Raw genomic sequence first — 17219 nt, forward strand, 5'->3', positions numbered from 1 at the left:
AGGATCGACGCCGGTCGGCATGGCGCTATGGTCGGGTGGCATGCAGCCCTTCCCCCTGCGGACCGAGCGGTTCATCCTCGACCAGCCCTCCGTGGATGACGTGGACGACATTGCGTCGTATTGCTCCGACCCGGTGTTCGAGATGTTCGTGGTGACCCCGTGGCCGTACGAACGACAGCACGCCGAATACTTCGTGAACGAGCATGTGCCCGGCGGGTGGGCTCAGGATGACGAGTGGACATGGGCGATCCGGGACGGAAGCGGGCAACCCCTCCTCGGGGTGATCTGCATCCGGGTCGACAGTGGCATGGTCGGCTTCTGGCTCGGTGCTCCTCACCGTGGCCGCGGGATCATGCCCGAGGCGCTCACCGCGGTCATCGACGCGACCTTCGATCGAACCGAACGTACCGATGTGCTCTGGGAATGCGTGGTGGGGAACCATGCTTCGCTGCGCGTCGCCGAAAAGGTCGGCTACCGGTACACGGGACAGCGCGACGGGATGACTCTCGGCCGGGATGGCGCTTCCACGCCGTCGTGGACCGGTCGGCTGGGCCGCGACGACACGCGCGCACCCCAGCCCGGATGGCCGCGAGGGTGACCATGCGACCGCCGTCCGTCGAACTCCGTCCGCTTCGGGAGTCGGACGTGCCGGTGCTGGTGGGCTGGGAAGCGGATGAGGTGTTCTGCGCGCACGCGAGGTGGCGTCCACACCGGCCATACGCGGAAGCGACCGCCTGGTGGCGCGATCGAATCGTCTCCCCGGATCCGTTCCTCCTGCGCCTGCTCGCCGTGTCGAACGGGGTGCCCGTGGGCTACGCGGATCTCCACGGCGACGAACCGGATGCACGGGAACTCGGCTACCTCATCGCGCCGTCGGCGCGGTGGGGTGAGGGACTGGGCACGGCGACTGCACGAGCGGCGCTCGCCCGCGCTTTCGGCGACATGCGTCTGCATCGCGTGTGGGCGGAGGCGGTGGAGGCCAATGCGGCGTCCGTGCAGGTGTTGCGTCGGCTAGGCATGCGTGAGACCGGAGTAGGGAACGAGGAGTCCTTCCTCGGCCAGCCGTCCCGGTATGTGCGGTTCGAGCTCCTCCGCGAGGAATGGGAGACCACTCGGCAACGGGTACGACGAGGCGTTTCCTGAGCGTCCCTTCCGGCGAGGCAGGGTGCTTGACATTGACGCTGCGTCAACTTGTACGCTGATGAAACCGGCTCGATCGGACGCACCGAGAGAGGGGAGCAGCGATGGAATGGTCCATTCAGGAGGTGGTGCGCGCCTCCGGCGTGACGTCTCGTGCGCTCCGTCACTACGACGACGTCGGTCTGCTCAAGCCCAAGCGGATCGGCGCGAACGGGTACCGCTTCTACGACGCGGACGCCCTCGTGCGCCTGCAGCGCATCCGGATCCTGCGCCAGCTTGGACTGGGGCTGCCGGAAATCGGCCGGGTGATGACGGGCGAGACCGACAACGGAACCGCCCTGCGGGCTCAGTTGGCTGCTCTCCGGCGCGAGTCGGAGCGACTCGAGCGGCAGATCGCCGCCGTCGAAACCACGATCGCGAAATGGGAGGGAGGTGAACAACTGATGGCACAGGAGATGTTCGAGGGCTTCGATCACACCGTCTACCGAGACGAGGTGGAGGAGCGATGGGGCGCCGAGGCGTACGCGACGGGTGACCGCTGGTGGCGGTCGCTCACCGCGCAGCAGAAGCGCGACGTCGGGCAGCAGCACCTGGATATTGCGGCCGACTACGGTACGGCGAGTGCAGCGGGCCAGGATCCGGCGAGCGGCGAGGTCCAGGCGATCGCGCAGCGCCATTACGACTGGCTGAAGACCTCGACGGGAACCGTGTCCAAGGGTTACTTCCTCGGGCTCGCCGATATGTACGTCGCTGACCCGCGCTTCGCCGGGAACTACGCGCGGGACGGTGTCGAGTACGCGGGATTCGTGCGGGAGGCGATGCGGGCGTACGCCGAGCACAACCTCTGACGCGTCGAGGCCCGACCTGTCAGGCCGTTTCCGGCGACGGCATCGGAATCCGGCCCTAGTGGGCCGGGGAATCGAGCACCGGGGTGGAGGGAGGGACGTCTCCTCCGAGTCCGGTGCGGTCGTCGGCCGGGCGGGCCGGGATGGCGAAGACGGGCAGGGCGAGATTCACCAGCGGTCCGATGAGTAGCGCGAACGCCACCGTGCCGAGTCCCACGTTGCCGCCGAGCAGCCAGCCGATACCGAGCACGGTCAGCTCGATACCACCCCGGACCGACCAGATCGGCCAGCCGGTGCGCTGATGCAGCCCCGTCATCAGACCGTCCCGCGGGCCCGGGCCGAACCGTGTGCCGATGTAGAGCCCGGTCGCGACGGCGAGCAGCACCAGCCCACCCGTGAAGAGCAGCACCCGTGCCCACAGCGCGTCGGGGCGCTCGAGGAGGGCGAGCCCCACCTCGGCGCTGGGGCCGACGAGCAGGGCGTTCAGCACGGTGCCGATCCCCGGCCGCTGGCGCAACGGAATCCACAACACGAGCACCGCGAGGCCGACCAGATTCGTCGCGACGCCGAAGGGAATCCCGGCTCGGAGGGCGGCGCCCTGGCCGAGCACGTCCCACGGGCTCACGCCGACCGCGGCTCGGATCATCATGCTGAGCGAGATGCCGTAGAGGAACAGGCCGAGAAGCAGCTGGGCTATGCGTCTCGTCACCGGTTCATCCAAGCACAGCGGGACGATTCCCTATCGCCCGCCCCCGCCGCCGCCCCCGCCACCACCTCCGGAGAACCCGCCGCCCATGGAGCCTCCCGTGCCCCCGCTTCCCCCGCTCGCGGCCCACGCGGTGGCGCTGACCGACGTCGCCTGCGCATGCAGTGATCCCGTCAGTCCTACGAAAGATGCGGAGTTGTACGGCCGGGGTCCGGCGTACCAGTCGGGTCCGGTGCCCGACGATGCGTAGAGACGATCGAGTTCCTCGGCCCACTGCTCCTCGATGCCCCACAGCACCGCATAGGGGAGCAAGCGCTCGTAGAGGCGCACGACCTGCTGCTCATCCGCTGCACCCCCGTCCGCGGTTGTGCCCGCAGATGCGCTGGCATCCGACCCGCGGCCGGCCGCACGACCGGCGTCGCGACGCCACGCCACACGACCGGCGTGCGCACGGTCGCTGCTCCGTTCCGCTCCGAGCGGGCTCTGCAGCATGCGGAATCGATCGGCCTCCGCCAGTTCGAGGTAGTCGCGCAGACCGAGAAGGTGGTCACGGACCTCTGCCCCCGCCGGGGTGAGGCGCGGACCGCTCGAGAGCACTACGATCGCGAGCACGGCGAGCGCCATGGTCCCTCCGATCAGGAGCACCGACGGCAGGACAAGGGCGTCGATCACGGCGAGCACGACCAGCACCAGACCGGTCACCGCGATGAGGAGCCACGCCGCCGTGAGGAGCGCGACCCGGGCGGGCACCCGGGGTGTGTTCCGCAGCCCGCGGTCGAGTGCCTGCCGGGGTACCGCCGAGAGGTGCTCGTGCAGCGCCTCCGCCATCGTCTCGTCCACGTCGTCCACGGGGCGCCGTCTGCCCGGCGTGAGCTTCCTGCCGAAGAGCGCGGTGAGCACTTCCCGCTCCGAGTCGTCGATGTCGTCGCTGCGGACCAGCACCAACGTGTACTGCGAGTCGTCCGACTCGGGCGCGGGCTCCTCGGTGCGGCCGTCCCTGTCGGTGGGGGTTCCGGAGTCGTCGACCACCCGCACGATCCCCCGAACGGCGAAGTCGATGAGCTGGGCGGCGAGCGCCGAGGACGGACGGCCGACGATGTCGCCGGCCAGGAGCAGGGTGATGCCACGGGGTGGCGCATACTCGGGAATGATCACCGGGCGTCCGGCCGCGTGCCGCAACCGGAAACGGCGGACGAGCGCGGCGGCAACGGCGACTGCCGCTGACAGTGCGGCGAGGACACCGGGAACGATCCCGACCCACGCGGCGTCCTTGGCGCGGGCGGGCTCGGTGAAGGTGCCCGGTTCGAAACCGATCGCCACCGTCACGTTCTCACCGGCGGTCAGATCATCCGCAGAAGCGGTGAACACGGCGCCTCCATCGTCGATGTCGAGATCGATCGAACAGGGATCCGCTGATCCCTCGCCCCCGACGTAGCAGGCGGCGTTGCCGGTGAGGGCACCCGCGAGGTCGGCGGTCAGGTGCACGCGAGCGCTCACGGTGCCGAAGGGCTGGTCCCATCCGGTGCCGTTGGTGTCCCAGTAGAACTCGTCGGCGCTCGTGTCGTCGTAGCTCCGGGTGACGTTGCGCTGCTCGTACTCGAGCACGTAGGTCTGTGTCCCGCGCACGAACTCGTCGGTGCCGAGGGCGAGCACCCGGAAGTCGTCCTCCTCGTCCTCCTCGAACGGCACCGGGTTCCCCTCCGCGTCGGTGACCGACGTGATGCGCAACCCGACGTCTGCTCCCTCGTACCCCGTAGGGATCGCGCGCACGATGCCGCGGTTCTGATCCCTCTCGGGGAACTCGGCCACCAGAGTCTCCACGGTGCGGAGGCGCGACGATCCGTCATCCGCCCGTTCGAGGTAGTAGTCGGCCTCGAACGAGGAGAAGCGGAAGTCGTCGGTACCGCGTACGGCGGCGTATGCCGCGGTTGCCGTGGATGGCGACGCGGCACCGGCCGACAGCGGCGCGGTGACGGACGGCACCAGCGCGGCGCCGGCGAGAAGAAGGGCGGGCAGAACCCTCCCGAACACCGCACGAGCGAGGGGAAGTCGGAGCGCTGGCATGCCCCGACTCTAGAAGCCCCGGCGACGCATCGGCCGGGATTCCGCACGGCGGTTTCCCCATTGCGGAATGGCATACTGTGCGAGCGCTTCGCCGCGCGAGTTCTCCGCCCTCTGCCGCCCCCGCGGCGACACACTCACGGGAGCAATCGTGCACCTTCTGGCCGTCTTCAGCCTCCGTAACCGGGCGCTGATCGCCTTGGTCACCGTGGTGATCGCCATCTTCGGTGGGCTGGCGCTGAACTCGCTCAAGCAGGAGCTCATCCCCTCCGTCTCCTTCCCGCGGCTCGTCGTGGTGACCGCCTATCCGGGCGCGGCACCCGAGGTGGTCAACGACGATGTCAGCACGCCGATCGAGACGGCGATGCAGGCCGTTCCGGGCCTCGAGGACACGACGGCAACGTCGACGACGAACGTCTCGACCGTCTCGGCGTCGTTCGCGTTCGGCACCGATCTGGCCACGGCCGAGCAGAAGGTGCAGCAGGCGATCAACCGGATCAGCTCGCAGCTGCCCACCGACATCGACCCGCAGGTCATCACCGGAACCATCGACGACCTGCCCGTTCTCCAGGTCGCGGTCACGAGCGATCTCGACCAGCGAGAGCTGACCACCGCCCTCGAGGGCGCGGTGCTCGCCGACATTCAGGCGCTCGAGGGCGTGCGCGAGGCGAGCCTGCTCGGCACCCTGGGGCAGCGCGTCGTCATCACCCCGGACCCCGCGGCGCTCGCCGCAGCAGGCCTCAGTACGGGGTCCATCCGGGACGCGCTCGACGCGAACGGCGTGCTGCTGCCCGCCGGGGAGATCACCGAGAACGGCTCGACGCTGAGCGTGCAGACCGGGTCGCGCACCCGCAGCATCGACGACATCGCGGGCATACCGCTCCTGGCCGCCGATGGTGCCGGTGCCGACTCCACTCCGGGCGACTCCACTCCGGGCGGAGCCGCTCCGGGCGGGGCCGTGCCCACGATCGGCAGCGTGGCCACCGTCGAGCTCGACGACGACCCCGTCACCGGAATCTCGCGGGTGAACGGTCAGCCGTCGCTCACCATCGCGGTCACGAAGACCCCGGACGGCAACACCGTCGACGTGTCGCACGTGGTTCAGGAACTCCTGCCCACGCTCGCGAGCGACATCGGCAGCAACACCGAGTTCACCGTCGTGTTCGATCAGGCTCCGTTCATCGAGCAGTCGATCGAGAGCCTCACCACCGAGGGCCTGCTCGGGCTCGTGTTCGCGGTGATCGTGATCCTCGTGTTCCTCATGTCCCTCCGATCCACGCTGGTCACGGCGATCTCCATCCCGGCATCGGTGCTCATCACCTTCATCGGTCTGCAGGCGTCGAACTACACGCTCAACATCCTCACGCTCGGTGCGCTGACCATCTCCATCGGGCGGGTGGTGGACGACTCCATCGTCGTGATCGAGAACATCAAACGCCACCTCTCGTTCACCCCGGACCGCATGATCGCCATCACCCAGGCCGTGCGGGAGGTCGCCGGCGCGATCACGGCGTCGACCGTCACCACGGTCGCCGTCTTCCTGCCGCTCGCGCTCGTCGGCGATGTGACGGGAGAGCTCTTCCGTCCATTCGCTCTCACGGTGACCATCGCGCTCGTCGCCTCGCTGTTCGTCGCGCTGACCATCGTTCCGGTGCTGGCGTACTGGTTCCTCCGCCCCTCGCGGACGCGTGCACCCCGCGGCGGGACCGACGCGCTCGCCGAACTCGAGGCGGCGACGGCGGGTGCCGCCACCACGAGCGCGTCTTCCACGGCTGTCGCCGCCGCTCACCCCCGCACGCGGCGGCAGGCACTCTCACAGGATGACGCGGAGGACGAGCTCGACACCCCCACGCGCCTCCAGCGCGGCTACCTGCCGGTCATCTCCTGGACCCTCCGACGCCCCGTGGCCACGATCCTCATCGCCCTGCTCGTGCTGGGCGGCACGGTGGCCCTCATCCCGAGCATGAAGACCAACTTCCTGAGCGACAGCGGGCAGAACACCCTCACGGTCTCCCAGGAGCTGCCCACCGGAACGAGCCTCGAGGCGCAGGATGTCGCCGCGAGCGCGGTGGAGGACGCGCTGCTCGAGGTGGACGGCGTCGAGACGGTGCAGCTCTCCATCGGCTCCGATGGCGGCTTCCTCAGCTCGGCGTTCGGCCGCGGCGGCGCCGTCACCTTCTCCATCACCACCGATGCGGACGTGGACCAGGAGCAGCTGCGCGCCGACGTGCGCACCTCGGTCCGCGGACTCGACGAGGTCGGCGAGGTCACCGTGGCCGCGGCCGGCTCCGGCTTCTCGTCCAGCGACATCGAGGTGAACATCACCGCGAACGGACAGTCGGAGCTGAACGAGGCCGCGGAGGCCGTGCTCGCCGAGATGCGCGACCTCGACGTGGTCGCCGAAGCGAGCAGCAACCTCTCCGAGACCCGCCCGTACATCGCCGTGCAGGTCGACCGGACGGCCGCCGCCGCCGCCGGGCTGAGCGAGATCGTGGTCGGTGGCATCGTCGCCGAGGCGAGGCTGCCCGCGGCGGTGGGGTCGGTCGTGATCGACGAGAACACGCTCAGCATCTACATCGCCAACGCGAACGCGCCCACGACGCTCGACGAGCTCCGGTCGTTCAGCATCCCCACCCCGGCGGGCGTCGTTCCGCTCACCGACCTCGCGACGGTCGACGTCGTCGACGGTCCGGCGAACATCACGACCACCCAGGGCTTCCGAAGCGCGACGATCAGCGTCACGCCGAACAGCGACGACATCGGCACCGCCTCCGCGGTGGTGCAGGAGGCGGTCGACGCCATCGACCTTCCCGGGGGCGCGTCTGCGCAGCTCGGCGGCGTCACCTCCCAGCAGGGCGACGCGTTCGAGCAACTGGGCATCGCGCTGCTCGTCGCCATCCTCATCGTCTACATCGTCATGGTGGCCACATTCCGCAGCCTGCGGCAGCCGCTTCTGCTGCTCGTCTCCGTTCCGTTCGCGGCGACCGGCGCCATCGCACTGCAGGTCGTCTCCGGCATCCCGCTGGGGGTTGCGTCCCTGATCGGCGTGCTCATGCTGATCGGCATCGTGGTCACGAACGCGATCGTGCTGGTCGACCTGATCAACCAGTACCGGAATCGCGGGATGCGGGTGGGCGACGCGATCGTGCACGGCGCCAGCAGGCGGCTCCGACCCATCCTCATGACCGCCCTGGCGACGATCTTCGCGCTCGTGCCGCTCGCCATCGGGCTCACGGGAAGCGGGGGCTTCATCTCGCAGCCGCTGGCGATCGTGGTGATCGGGGGGCTCGTGTCGTCGACCCTCCTCACCCTGGTAGTGCTGCCGGTGCTGTACTACCTCGTCGAGGGCTACGGCGAGCGGCGTGCGGAGGGCCAGCCGTCGATGGTGCGCCGCCTAGCGCGTCGAGTGTGGGCGGTGGTGCGCCGCCCAGCGCGTCGACTCCGGTCGGTGGTGCGCGGGCTGCGACGCTCGCAGGGTTGACCGCTCAGCGGAGGGCGTCGCGCAGGAAGTCCGCCACCCGGGCGCGCAGCGATTCGTCCAGGGCGGCGGTCGAGTGCTCGATGCCCGCGTCCACCTCGAGCGTGTGATCCACGCCCGCCGTCGCGAGAGCGGCCGCGAACGATTCGGCCTGCGCCAGGGGAATGAACTCGTCGGCGGACTGCGCCACCAGCATCGGCGGATCGGTGCGATCCACGAAGGACACCGGTGATGCGTCGATGGCGGCCGCACAGCCGTCGAATGCCGCACAACCCAGGTACGACAGTTCGCGATCCGTGAGCCAGCCGGGGTAGGCGCCGAGCGTCTGGCCGTGAGCAGTGAGGTCGAACGGGGCGGACACGGCGACCACCGCGGCGACGCGCTCGCCGCTCGTGACGTCACCGGAGCCCCGCGTGCCGAGGAGGGCGGCGAGGTTGCCGCCCGCCGAGCCGCCGAACGCCCCGATCCGCTCGGGATCCACCGCGAAGCGTTCGGCCACGGCGGGGGAGCGGAGCCAGCGGACCGCGGCCGTGACGTCGTCGATCGCGGCGGGGAACGGGAACTGCGGAGCGAGACGGTAGTTCACGTTCACCACGACGAAACCCTCGGACGCGAGCCACTGGCAGGTGAGTCGCCATTCGGGCTCCGCTTTGTCACCTCGGGACCACCCGCCGCCGTGCACCTCGATCACCGCCGGTCGGAGCGCCGCGGCGCCGTCCGCATCACCCACCGCGTCGTCGTGGGGGGCTTCTCCGCCGGTTGCCGAGGCCGCGGGGAGGCATACGTCGGCGGTGAGCGGCGTACCGTCGGGGGCCGTGCCGTAGACGAGATCGGGCACCACCGTGACGTCGGGTGAACCGAGCCAGCTGAGGATGCCGACCGTCGGGGACTCCGCCACTGCCGATTCGACGGCGACCGGGGTGGCGGTGTGCACAAGGGCGATGGTGGTCGTGGCCAGGGCGGCGGCCAGGATCAGCATCCTGTGCTTCATTCGGGCTCCGGGGGAACGCGGGATCGGGTGGTGGAACTCACCCGATCCGCGAACGCCGAGAAGGGAGCTGGGTCGAGACTAGGGGACGCGGGCACGCGTCCGAAACCCCCGGGTCGGGGGCGCCGCTTTCGGCCGACGTGCCGGGCGCGTCGGCTAGATCTGGCCGGTCGTGGGGAGGCGCAGCTCGAGTCGACCGTTCGACACGCGCGTCTCGAAGCGGGGCTGCGGGGAGGTAGCGGGGCCGTGCACCACGTCGCCCGTCGTCATCGAGAACATGCTGGCGTGCCAGGGGCAGGTGACGCAGGGGTCGTCCCCGTCGATCAGCTCTCCCTCATCGAGCGGCCCGGACAGGTGGCTGCAGGTGTTCGAGAGGGCGTGGATGTCGTCGCCCGAGCGGAGCAGCACGACGGGCTCGTCGCCGACCATGCGCTTCGTCAGCCTGCCGAGCGGAATGTCGGCCACCGTGCCGACATCGTGCCAGCCGGGCTCGATGCGATGCGGCACGTCCTCGGCGTGATTCGCGCCGGACGCCTGCCGGAACGACAGGTGACCGCCGAGCACGCCCCCGGTCATCACGGCGGCGAAGCCGGCGAACGACAGGACCTTGCCGGAGAGGATCTTCCCGCGACTGCGTTGCACGAAGGCCGCGCTGTACAGCACCACGCCGGTGATGTTCGTCGCCGCGTGCACCAGGCCGACACGCTGCTGCTGCTTGTGCAGTCGCGACCAGTCCGCCCAGCCCGCCGCCGCGGAGGGAAGGGCCGAGAGGATTCCCGTGCCGACGAGCAGCCGGGCGGATTTCTCCGTGCCCGGCACGAGATCGAGCACCGCGGCCGAGGTCCACGCACCGACCGGCACGAGCACGGCCACCGGGTGCAACGGATGCCCGATCGGCACCCCGTGCAGGATGTCCTCGAGCCACCGCGGGTGCAGCAGGCCGACGACGACCGACTTCACCTTGTCAATGGCCGGATCAAGGCCCGTGGCGTTTTCGAGCACCGAGATGTAGCGGAACGGTGGAAGAACCTTCATGGCACTCTCCTCGCGTAGATGGCGTGTTCCGAAACGCTATTCCTGTGCCACCCGCTGTGCGGCGGAACTCGCGCGCCCGCACCCTATTGCCAGCGAAGCCGTGCGGAAAGCGGGGATGTGGGGTAACGTTGGTCGGTCGGCTCTTGACACTGCCTCGGTTCCACGCCGGGCGGATGGGTTTGTAAGTCAGGTGGGCCGGTTTCTTCGCTACTCCGCGCGAGAATGTCACGTATTGACACGGCCCCGGTCAACGACTGCCCGGGTTTCTAGTAGTTCCGATGATCCCCCTCCGCCTTCGGCGTCCGGGGCGAGTCGTCGTGCCGCTTGCATTGTGCTCTGTCATGCAATCGAGAAAAACCCAGAAACACATCGTCATGCCGAAAAACACCAGCACCGGCGGCCTCCGCGCCGCCAAGAACTACGACCCGAAGCGCAGCGGGGCCAAGTCCGGCAGTCGCAGTCCGGGCCATCGCGGCCATAAGCCGGTCGACGACGCGGCGCCGAAGAAGCAGCGGTGGAACGCGGATGAGCGGGCAGCACGACGCGGCTCCGATGCTCCCCGTAGCGAGCGACCCAACTGGGAGCCGCGCGAGCGTCCCGCGTACAACGATCGTCCGTCGCGGGGCGAGCGTCCCGCGTATGGTGACCGTCCGTCGCGCGGCGAGCGTCCTGCGTACAACGATCGTCCGTCGCGGGGTGAGCGTCCCGCGTACGGCGATCGTCCGTCGCGCGGCGAGCGTCCTGCGTACAACGATCGCCCGTCGCGTGGCGAGCGTCCCGCGTACAACGACCGTCCGTCGCGCGGCGAGCGCCCGGCCTACAACGATCGCCCGTCGCGGGGCGAGCGCCCGGCCTACAACGATCGCCCGTCGCGGGGCGAGCGTCCGTCGTACGGCGACCGTCCCCGCCGGGACAGCGCACCCCGCCAATCCGACAGCTCCTTCTACCCCAGCCGCGACGAGAAGGCCCGCTTCACGCCGAACGACGACGTGGTGCTCGAGCGCCTCGAGGCTCAGACGACTACGGCGACCGATGTCGAGGGCGTGACCTTCGCGGACCTCGGTCTCGGCGGCAACATCGTGCGCCAGCTCGGCGAGCTCGGTGCGAGCGCGCCGTTCCCGATCCAGGCGGCCACCATTCCCGACGTTCTCGCCGGCAAGGACGTCCTCGGCCGCGGCCGCACGGGCTCCGGCAAGACCATCGCCTTCGGCGCGCCCCTCGTGGAGCGGTTGATGGAGAACAACGGTGGCAAGAACCGCAAGATGGGCCGTAAGCCCCGCGCGCTCATCCTCGCCCCCACCCGCGAACTGGCGATGCAGATCGACCGCACGGTGCAGCCCATCGCCCGGAGCGTCGGGCTCTTCACCACCACGATCTTCGGCGGCGTGCCCCAGCACCGCCAGGTCGGTGCGCTCCAGCGCGGCGTCGACATCCTCATCGCGACGCCCGGCCGCCTCGAGGACCTGATCGAGCAGGGGCGTCTCGACCTCAGCGAGATCCTCATCACCGTGCTCGACGAGGCCGACCACATGTGCGACCTCGGCTTCCTCGAGCCGGTGCAGCGCATCCTGCGCCAGACCGCAGAGGGTGGGCAGAAGCTGCTCTTCTCCGCGACGCTGGACAAGGGCGTGGCGCAGCTCGTGAACGAGTTCCTGCCGAACCCGACCGTGCACGAGGTCGCCGGTGAGGACCAGGCATCCTCGACCATCGACCACCGGGTGCTGCTCATCGAGCAGCGCGACAAGACCGCGATCATCGAGCAGCTGGCGCAGGGCGAGGGCAAGACGCTGATCTTCGCGCGCACCCGGGCCTTCGCCGACCAGCTGGCCGACCAGCTCGAGGACGCCGGCGTGCCCACCACATCGCTGCACGGCGACCTCAACCAGGCGCGACGCACGCGCAACCTCCAGCTGCTCACGAGCGGCAGGGTGCGAGTGCTGGTGGCGACCGACGTCGCGGCTCGCGGCATCCACGTGGACGACATCAGCCTCGTCATCCAGGCCGACCCGCCGGACGAGTACAAGACCTACATGCACCGCTCCGGCCGTACCGGCCGTGCGGGCAAGCAGGGCACCGTCGTCACGCTGATCAACCGGTCGCGTCGCCGTCGCATGGACGAGTTGCTCGACCGTGCGGAGATCTCGGCCTCCACGCAGACCGCCGTACCGGGAGACGTGCTGCTCGACGAACTGGCCGCGCTCTAGCCGCGCCGCACGCCGCCGTACCGGGCTCGCCGTTTCGCACCCCGCCCCCGTTGCACTTCGGGCGGGGCGCGATACCCGGACGGCGAGTCGGGGTTAACGGCGGGTTACGCGAGGGCACTCCTCTCTAGCGGTGGTCGCGCCCCGGACCCTAGGCTCAGCACTGGCCCCCATGCGGGTGAGCCGGCACATCGTTCGCACGAAGGAGTCCCCCGGTATGCAATCCCCTGTCCGACCAGCCCACGCCGCCAGAGGTCGTGCGCGCCAGCACACAGGGAGACTCGCCACCGCGGCCGTGGTCACCGCAGGCGCCCTCGGCTTCTCCACTCTCGTTGCGATCCCGGCCTCCGCGGCCGAGGTCACGCACACCATCGCCGACGTGCAGGGCACGGGAAGCGCGTCCCCCCTGGTCGGATCCACCGTCACGGTCGAGGGCGTCGTCACGGCGGATCACCGCACCGGTGGCTACGCCGGCTTCTACCTGCAGACGGCCGCCAGCGGCGGCGACTCGGATGCGACCCCCGGCGCCTCCGACGGAATCTTCGTCTTCCTCGGAAGCGCCGCCGCGACCACGGAACTCGCTCTGGGCGACAGCATCCGGGTGACCGGGCCGGTCAGTGAGTACTTCGGGCTCACGCAGATCACCGCTTCGGCGGACGGCGCTCTGGAGGCGCTGTCCGCACCGCTCGCGCCCCCGGCCGTCACACCGCTCCCCGACGACGTCGTCGGCGGAGACCGCGAGGCCTTCGAGGGCATGCTCGTCGCACCGACGGGCAGTTACCTGCTCGCCTCCACGCACCAGGCCTACAACTTCGGTTCGCTGTGGCTCTCCGCCGGTGACACCCTGCCCGTGAAGAGCACCGAGCAGGTGCAGCCCGGCGCCGGTGCCGACGCGATCGCCGCCGCCAACCGTGCGAGCCGCATCCTGCTCGACGACGGCTACAGCATCCAGATCTCGAACGCCGATCACCCGGGCGAGCAGCCGTACCTGAGCGCCGCCACCGTCGTGCGCAACGGCGATACCGTCGTCTTCCCCGAGGCGCCGTACGTGCTCTCCTACGGGTTCGACGACTGGCGCCTGCAGCCGACCGTGCCGGTGAACGACACGAACGCGACCGGTCTCGTGCCGACCTTCGAGTCGACCAACCCGCGCCCGATCGCGCCGCCCGCCGTCGGCGGTGACGCATCCGTCGCCGCTTTCAACGTGCTCAACTACTTCACCACTCTCGGCGAGCGGGGAGCCACGACTCCCGAGCTCTTCGAGCTGCAGCGGGGCAAGATCGTCGCGGCCATCAACGCGCTCGGTGCCGACATCGTCGCGCTGCAGGAGATCGAGAACTCGGTCGCCTTCGGCAAGCCCGCCGACACCGCTACCGCCGACCTCGTGGCCGCGCTCAACGCCGCCATCGGCGCCGAGGTCTGGGACTACGTGCCGACCCCCGCGCCGCTCGTCGACGGCACCGCGGAGACCGATCAGATCACCAACGCCATCATCTACCGCGCCACCTCGGTGACCCCGGTGGGCGACAGCCTCACCCAGGTGGACGAGACGGTGTGGGACAACGCCCGCGAGCCGATCGCCCAGGCGTTCGACGTGGACGGCCTCACGATCTCGGTCATCGCGAACCACTTCAAGTCGAAGGGCGGCGACGGCGAGGAACCGGCCGACGGCCAGGGCCTCTTCAACGCCGACCGGGTGGCTCAGGCCGAAGCGGTGGTCGACTTCGTCGGCACGGTGCAGGAGGCCAGCGGCAGCGACGACGTTCTGCTCGTCGGCGACTTCAACGCCTACTCCGAGGAAGACCCCATCGACGTGTTCGAGGCGGCGGGGTACACCGACCTGGTGCCTGCCGTCGCCCCCGGTTCGTACACCTACACCTTCGACGGGGAGCTCGGATCGCTCGACCACGCGATCGCGACGCCGTCCCTCGTGGAGCGGATCACCGGTGCGGGCGTGTGGAACATCAACTCCGCCGAGTGGAGCGACCGCGAGTACCGCTTCGGCGCCGCCGAGGCGGGAACCGTCTACCGCTCGAGCGACCACGACCCGATCCTCGTCGGCATCGACACGCCCACGGTCACGGTCGACGTGGTGTCGATCAACGACTTCCACGGGCGCCTCGAGGCGAACGGGACCACGGCGGGAGCCGCTGTCCTCAGCAGCGCCGTCAACTTCTTCCGCGCGAACAACCCCAACACCCTGTTCGCGTCGGCTGGGGACAACATCGGAGCGTCGACGTTCACGTCGTTCATTCAGGACGACGCGCCGACTCTCGACGCTCTGAATGCCATGGGACTCGACGTGTCCGCTCTGGGCAACCACGAGTTCGACCAGGGCCGTGCCGACGTGGACGACCGCGTGCTGCAGGATGCGGACTTCCCGTACCTGGCCGCGAACATCTACGACCGCAACACCGGTGAGCCGGCCTACGACGAGTACTTCGTCGCCGAGGTCGACGGGGTGAGTGTGGGCTTCATCGGCGCGATCACGGAGGACATGCCGTCGCTCGTGACGCCGTCGGCCATCGAGACGCTCGAGTTCCGGGACATCGTGACGGAGGTCAACCGCGTGGCGGCCGACCTGCGCGACGGGGACGAGAGCAACGGCGAGGCCGACGTGACCGTGCTGCTCGTGCACGAGGGCGCCGCGGTGAGCGACATCTCCGCGTCGACCGACGACTCGGCGTTCGGCCGGATCGCGACCGAGACGTCGTCCGACGTCGACGCCATCGTGTCGGGACACACGCACCAGCAGTACAACCACCCGGTCACCATCGATGGAACCACCACCGTGCGCCCCGTGCTCCAGTCGGGCGAGTACGGCACGGCGATCGGCCACCTCAACATGGAGATCGACTCGCTCACGGGCGACCTGATCTCCATCGTCAGCGAGGTCGTACCGCTCACCATCACGACCGGCACACCGCCGGACACGGTCACCACGCCGACGTTCGACCCGTCCGGGGCAACACCGGAGGTCGTGCAGATCGTGGCGGACGCCGTCGAGGTCGCGGACGAGCTGGGCGCCGTGGAGGTGGGCCGCATCACGGCCGACCTGGGTCGCGCGACTCAGCCGACCGATGCCGGCATCGGCGAGAACCGCGGCGGCGAGTCGACACTCGGCAACTTCGTGGCCGACGTGCAGCTGTCGGCCACCGAGGACCTGGACACGGACATCGCCTTCATGAACCCCGGTGGCCTTCGCGCCGACCTCGACTACGAGGCCGACCCGGACACCACGGGCGACGCCGAGGGCGTGGTCACCTACCGTGAAGCCGCGGAGGTGCAGCCGTTCGCGAACTCGCTCTTCACCATGAGCCTCACCGGGGAGCAGATCGTGTCGGTGCTCGAGGAGCAGTGGCAGCCCGAGGGGTCGTCGCGACCGTTCCTCAAGCTCGGGGTCTCCGAGGGCTTCTCCTACACCTACGACCCGACCGCGGCGCGTGGCGAGCGCATCACCGCCGCGTACCTCGACGGTTCGCCGATCGAGGCGACGGAGAGCTACCGGGTGGTCGTGAATGCCTTCCTCGCCAGCGGTGGTGACAACTTCACCACCTTCGCGGCGGGCACCGATCGCGCGGATTCCGGACGCATCGACCTGCAGAGCATGGTCGACTACTTCGAGGGCAACCCCGAGGCGACCCCGGATTACCGTCAGCGCTCGGTAGGCGCCACCCTGTCGGCCCCGGCCGACGCCGCGGGATACGTCGCGGGGGAGACCGTCACGGTCGACCTGTCATCGCTGCTGTTCAGCAACGGCGGTCCGACCACGGGCACGGTGACCCTGTCGCTGAATGGGGAAGAAGTGGCCTCCGGTGCCATCGATGGCACGGTGGTCCCCGCCACGGATGAACAGGGTCGCGCCACCCTGTCCTTCGAGGTGCCGAACGGCCTCGAGGCCGGGGTCTTCGACCTCACGGTCGCCGTGACCGAGACGGGCACGGAGGCGGTTCTCGCGCTCCCGGTCTCCGTCGAGGACGGGAACGGGCCTGGCAATGGGAACGGGAACGGGAACGGGAACGGGAACGGGAACGGCAACGGGAACGGCAACGGGGCCGGCAACGGGAACGGAGCCGGAAACGGCAATGGGAACGGGAACGGAGCCGGGAACGGCAACGGCAACGGCGGCAAGCTCGCGTCGACCGGAGCCGATGCGGCCGCCCTCCCGATCGCGCTGATCGCCATGCTGCTCGTCGGGCTGGGCGTCGTCGCTCGCCGCGCGGGCACGCTCCGCCCGGGGCGTTCGCGCTAGGCGTTACTCGCACAACCCGGAAGATCACGGGGGCTCGGCGCATGCCGGGCCCCCGCCTCCGTGCACCCGATGAAATATTGGGCGGGCCGTCGAGGTTGGCATTCCCGACGACGAAACGAAAGGATGAACCGCATGGCAACTATGGAGATGACCGCAGAGAACTTCGAGACGACGGTCGACAGCAACGGAATCGTGGTGGTCGACTTCTGGGCGGAGTGGTGCGGACCCTGCAAGCAGTTCGCTCCCGTGTTCGAAGCATCCTCGGAGAAGAACCCCGACATCGTCTTCGCCAAGGTCGACACCGAGGCCCAGCAGGATCTCGCCGCGCAAGCCAGCATCACCGCCATCCCCACCCTGATGGTGTTCAAGGATCAGACGCTGATCTTCAACCAGGCGGGCGCATTGCCGCCGCAGGCGCTCGACTCCCTGCTGGAGCAGGTGCGTGCCGTCGACATCCCGGCTCTCAAGGCGCAGGCCGAGGCAGAGGCCGCCGCTTCGGCGGAGACCGAATAG

At 69.5% G+C, this 17219-nt stretch carries 11 protein-coding genes; 7 read left to right on the forward strand and 4 right to left on the reverse strand.

Going from position 1 to position 17219, the window contains the following annotated elements; all coding sequences use genetic code 11:
* Positions 1–40: 40 nt before the first annotated feature.
* The 3 genes from EY822_RS15375 to EY822_RS07135 all read left to right on the forward strand — a co-directional run bounded on the left by EY822_RS15375 (position 41) and on the right by EY822_RS07135 (position 1988).
* Positions 41–598, forward strand: a complete 558-nt coding sequence (locus tag EY822_RS15375; protein ID WP_227497098.1) for a GNAT family N-acetyltransferase — start codon at positions 41–43, stop codon at positions 596–598.
* A 2-nt stretch (positions 599–600) separates the two neighbouring features.
* Positions 601–1143 (forward strand): GNAT family N-acetyltransferase, encoded by a 543-nt coding sequence (locus EY822_RS07130; RefSeq protein WP_227497099.1) that lies wholly within the window; start codon positions 601–603, stop codon positions 1141–1143.
* Positions 1144–1244: 101 nt separating this feature from the next.
* Positions 1245–1988 carry a MerR family transcriptional regulator gene (locus EY822_RS07135; RefSeq protein WP_150307643.1) on the forward strand — a complete coding sequence of 248 codons (744 nt, stop codon included), beginning with the start codon at positions 1245–1247 and terminating at the stop codon, positions 1986–1988.
* A gap of 55 nt (positions 1989–2043) precedes the next feature.
* On the opposite strand, the gene yczE is transcribed toward EY822_RS07135, so the two are convergent.
* A complete protein-coding gene (gene yczE, locus EY822_RS07140; protein ID WP_227497100.1) occupies positions 2044–2694 on the reverse strand; it encodes a membrane protein YczE in 651 nt (216 codons plus the stop codon).
* A 30-nt stretch (positions 2695–2724) separates the two neighbouring features.
* Entirely contained in the window at positions 2725–4755 is a 2031-nt protein-coding gene (locus EY822_RS15380; RefSeq protein WP_227497101.1) for a DUF2207 domain-containing protein, read from the reverse strand.
* 148 nt (positions 4756–4903) lie between these two features.
* Here EY822_RS15380 and EY822_RS07150 point away from each other — a divergent pair, with 148 nt between their 5' ends.
* The gene (locus tag EY822_RS07150; protein ID WP_150308812.1) at positions 4904–8233 is read left to right on the forward strand and encodes an efflux RND transporter permease subunit; all 3330 of its coding nucleotides are present in this window, start codon (positions 4904–4906) and stop codon (positions 8231–8233) included.
* A gap of 4 nt (positions 8234–8237) precedes the next feature.
* Here EY822_RS07150 and EY822_RS07155 read toward each other — a convergent pair whose 3' ends face one another.
* Positions 8238–9221, reverse strand: coding sequence for an alpha/beta hydrolase (locus EY822_RS07155; RefSeq protein WP_150307644.1), 984 nt, complete (start codon positions 9219–9221; stop codon positions 8238–8240).
* Between the two features lie 153 nt (positions 9222–9374).
* Positions 9375–10253 (reverse strand): Rieske (2Fe-2S) protein, encoded by an 879-nt coding sequence (locus EY822_RS07160; RefSeq protein ID WP_150307645.1) that lies wholly within the window; start codon positions 10251–10253, stop codon positions 9375–9377.
* Between the two features lie 374 nt (positions 10254–10627).
* On the opposite strand from EY822_RS07160, the gene EY822_RS07165 reads away from it, so the two are divergent.
* From EY822_RS07165 to trxA, 3 genes are all read left to right on the forward strand, one after another.
* On the forward strand, positions 10628–12457 hold the full coding sequence (locus EY822_RS07165; protein ID WP_150307646.1) for a DEAD/DEAH box helicase: 1830 nt from the start codon (positions 10628–10630) through the stop codon (positions 12455–12457).
* A 292-nt stretch (positions 12458–12749) separates the two neighbouring features.
* Positions 12750–16706: an ExeM/NucH family extracellular endonuclease gene (locus EY822_RS07170; protein ID WP_227497102.1), complete on the forward strand. Its 3957-nt coding sequence runs from the start codon at positions 12750–12752 to the stop codon at positions 16704–16706.
* A gap of 132 nt (positions 16707–16838) precedes the next feature.
* Positions 16839–17219: a thioredoxin gene (gene trxA, locus EY822_RS07175; protein ID WP_406610080.1), complete on the forward strand. Its 381-nt coding sequence runs from the start codon at positions 16839–16841 to the stop codon at positions 17217–17219.

This window comes from Planctomonas psychrotolerans, assembly GCF_008642235.1.
Taxonomy (GTDB): Bacteria; Actinomycetota; Actinomycetes; order Actinomycetales; family Microbacteriaceae; genus Planctomonas; species Planctomonas psychrotolerans.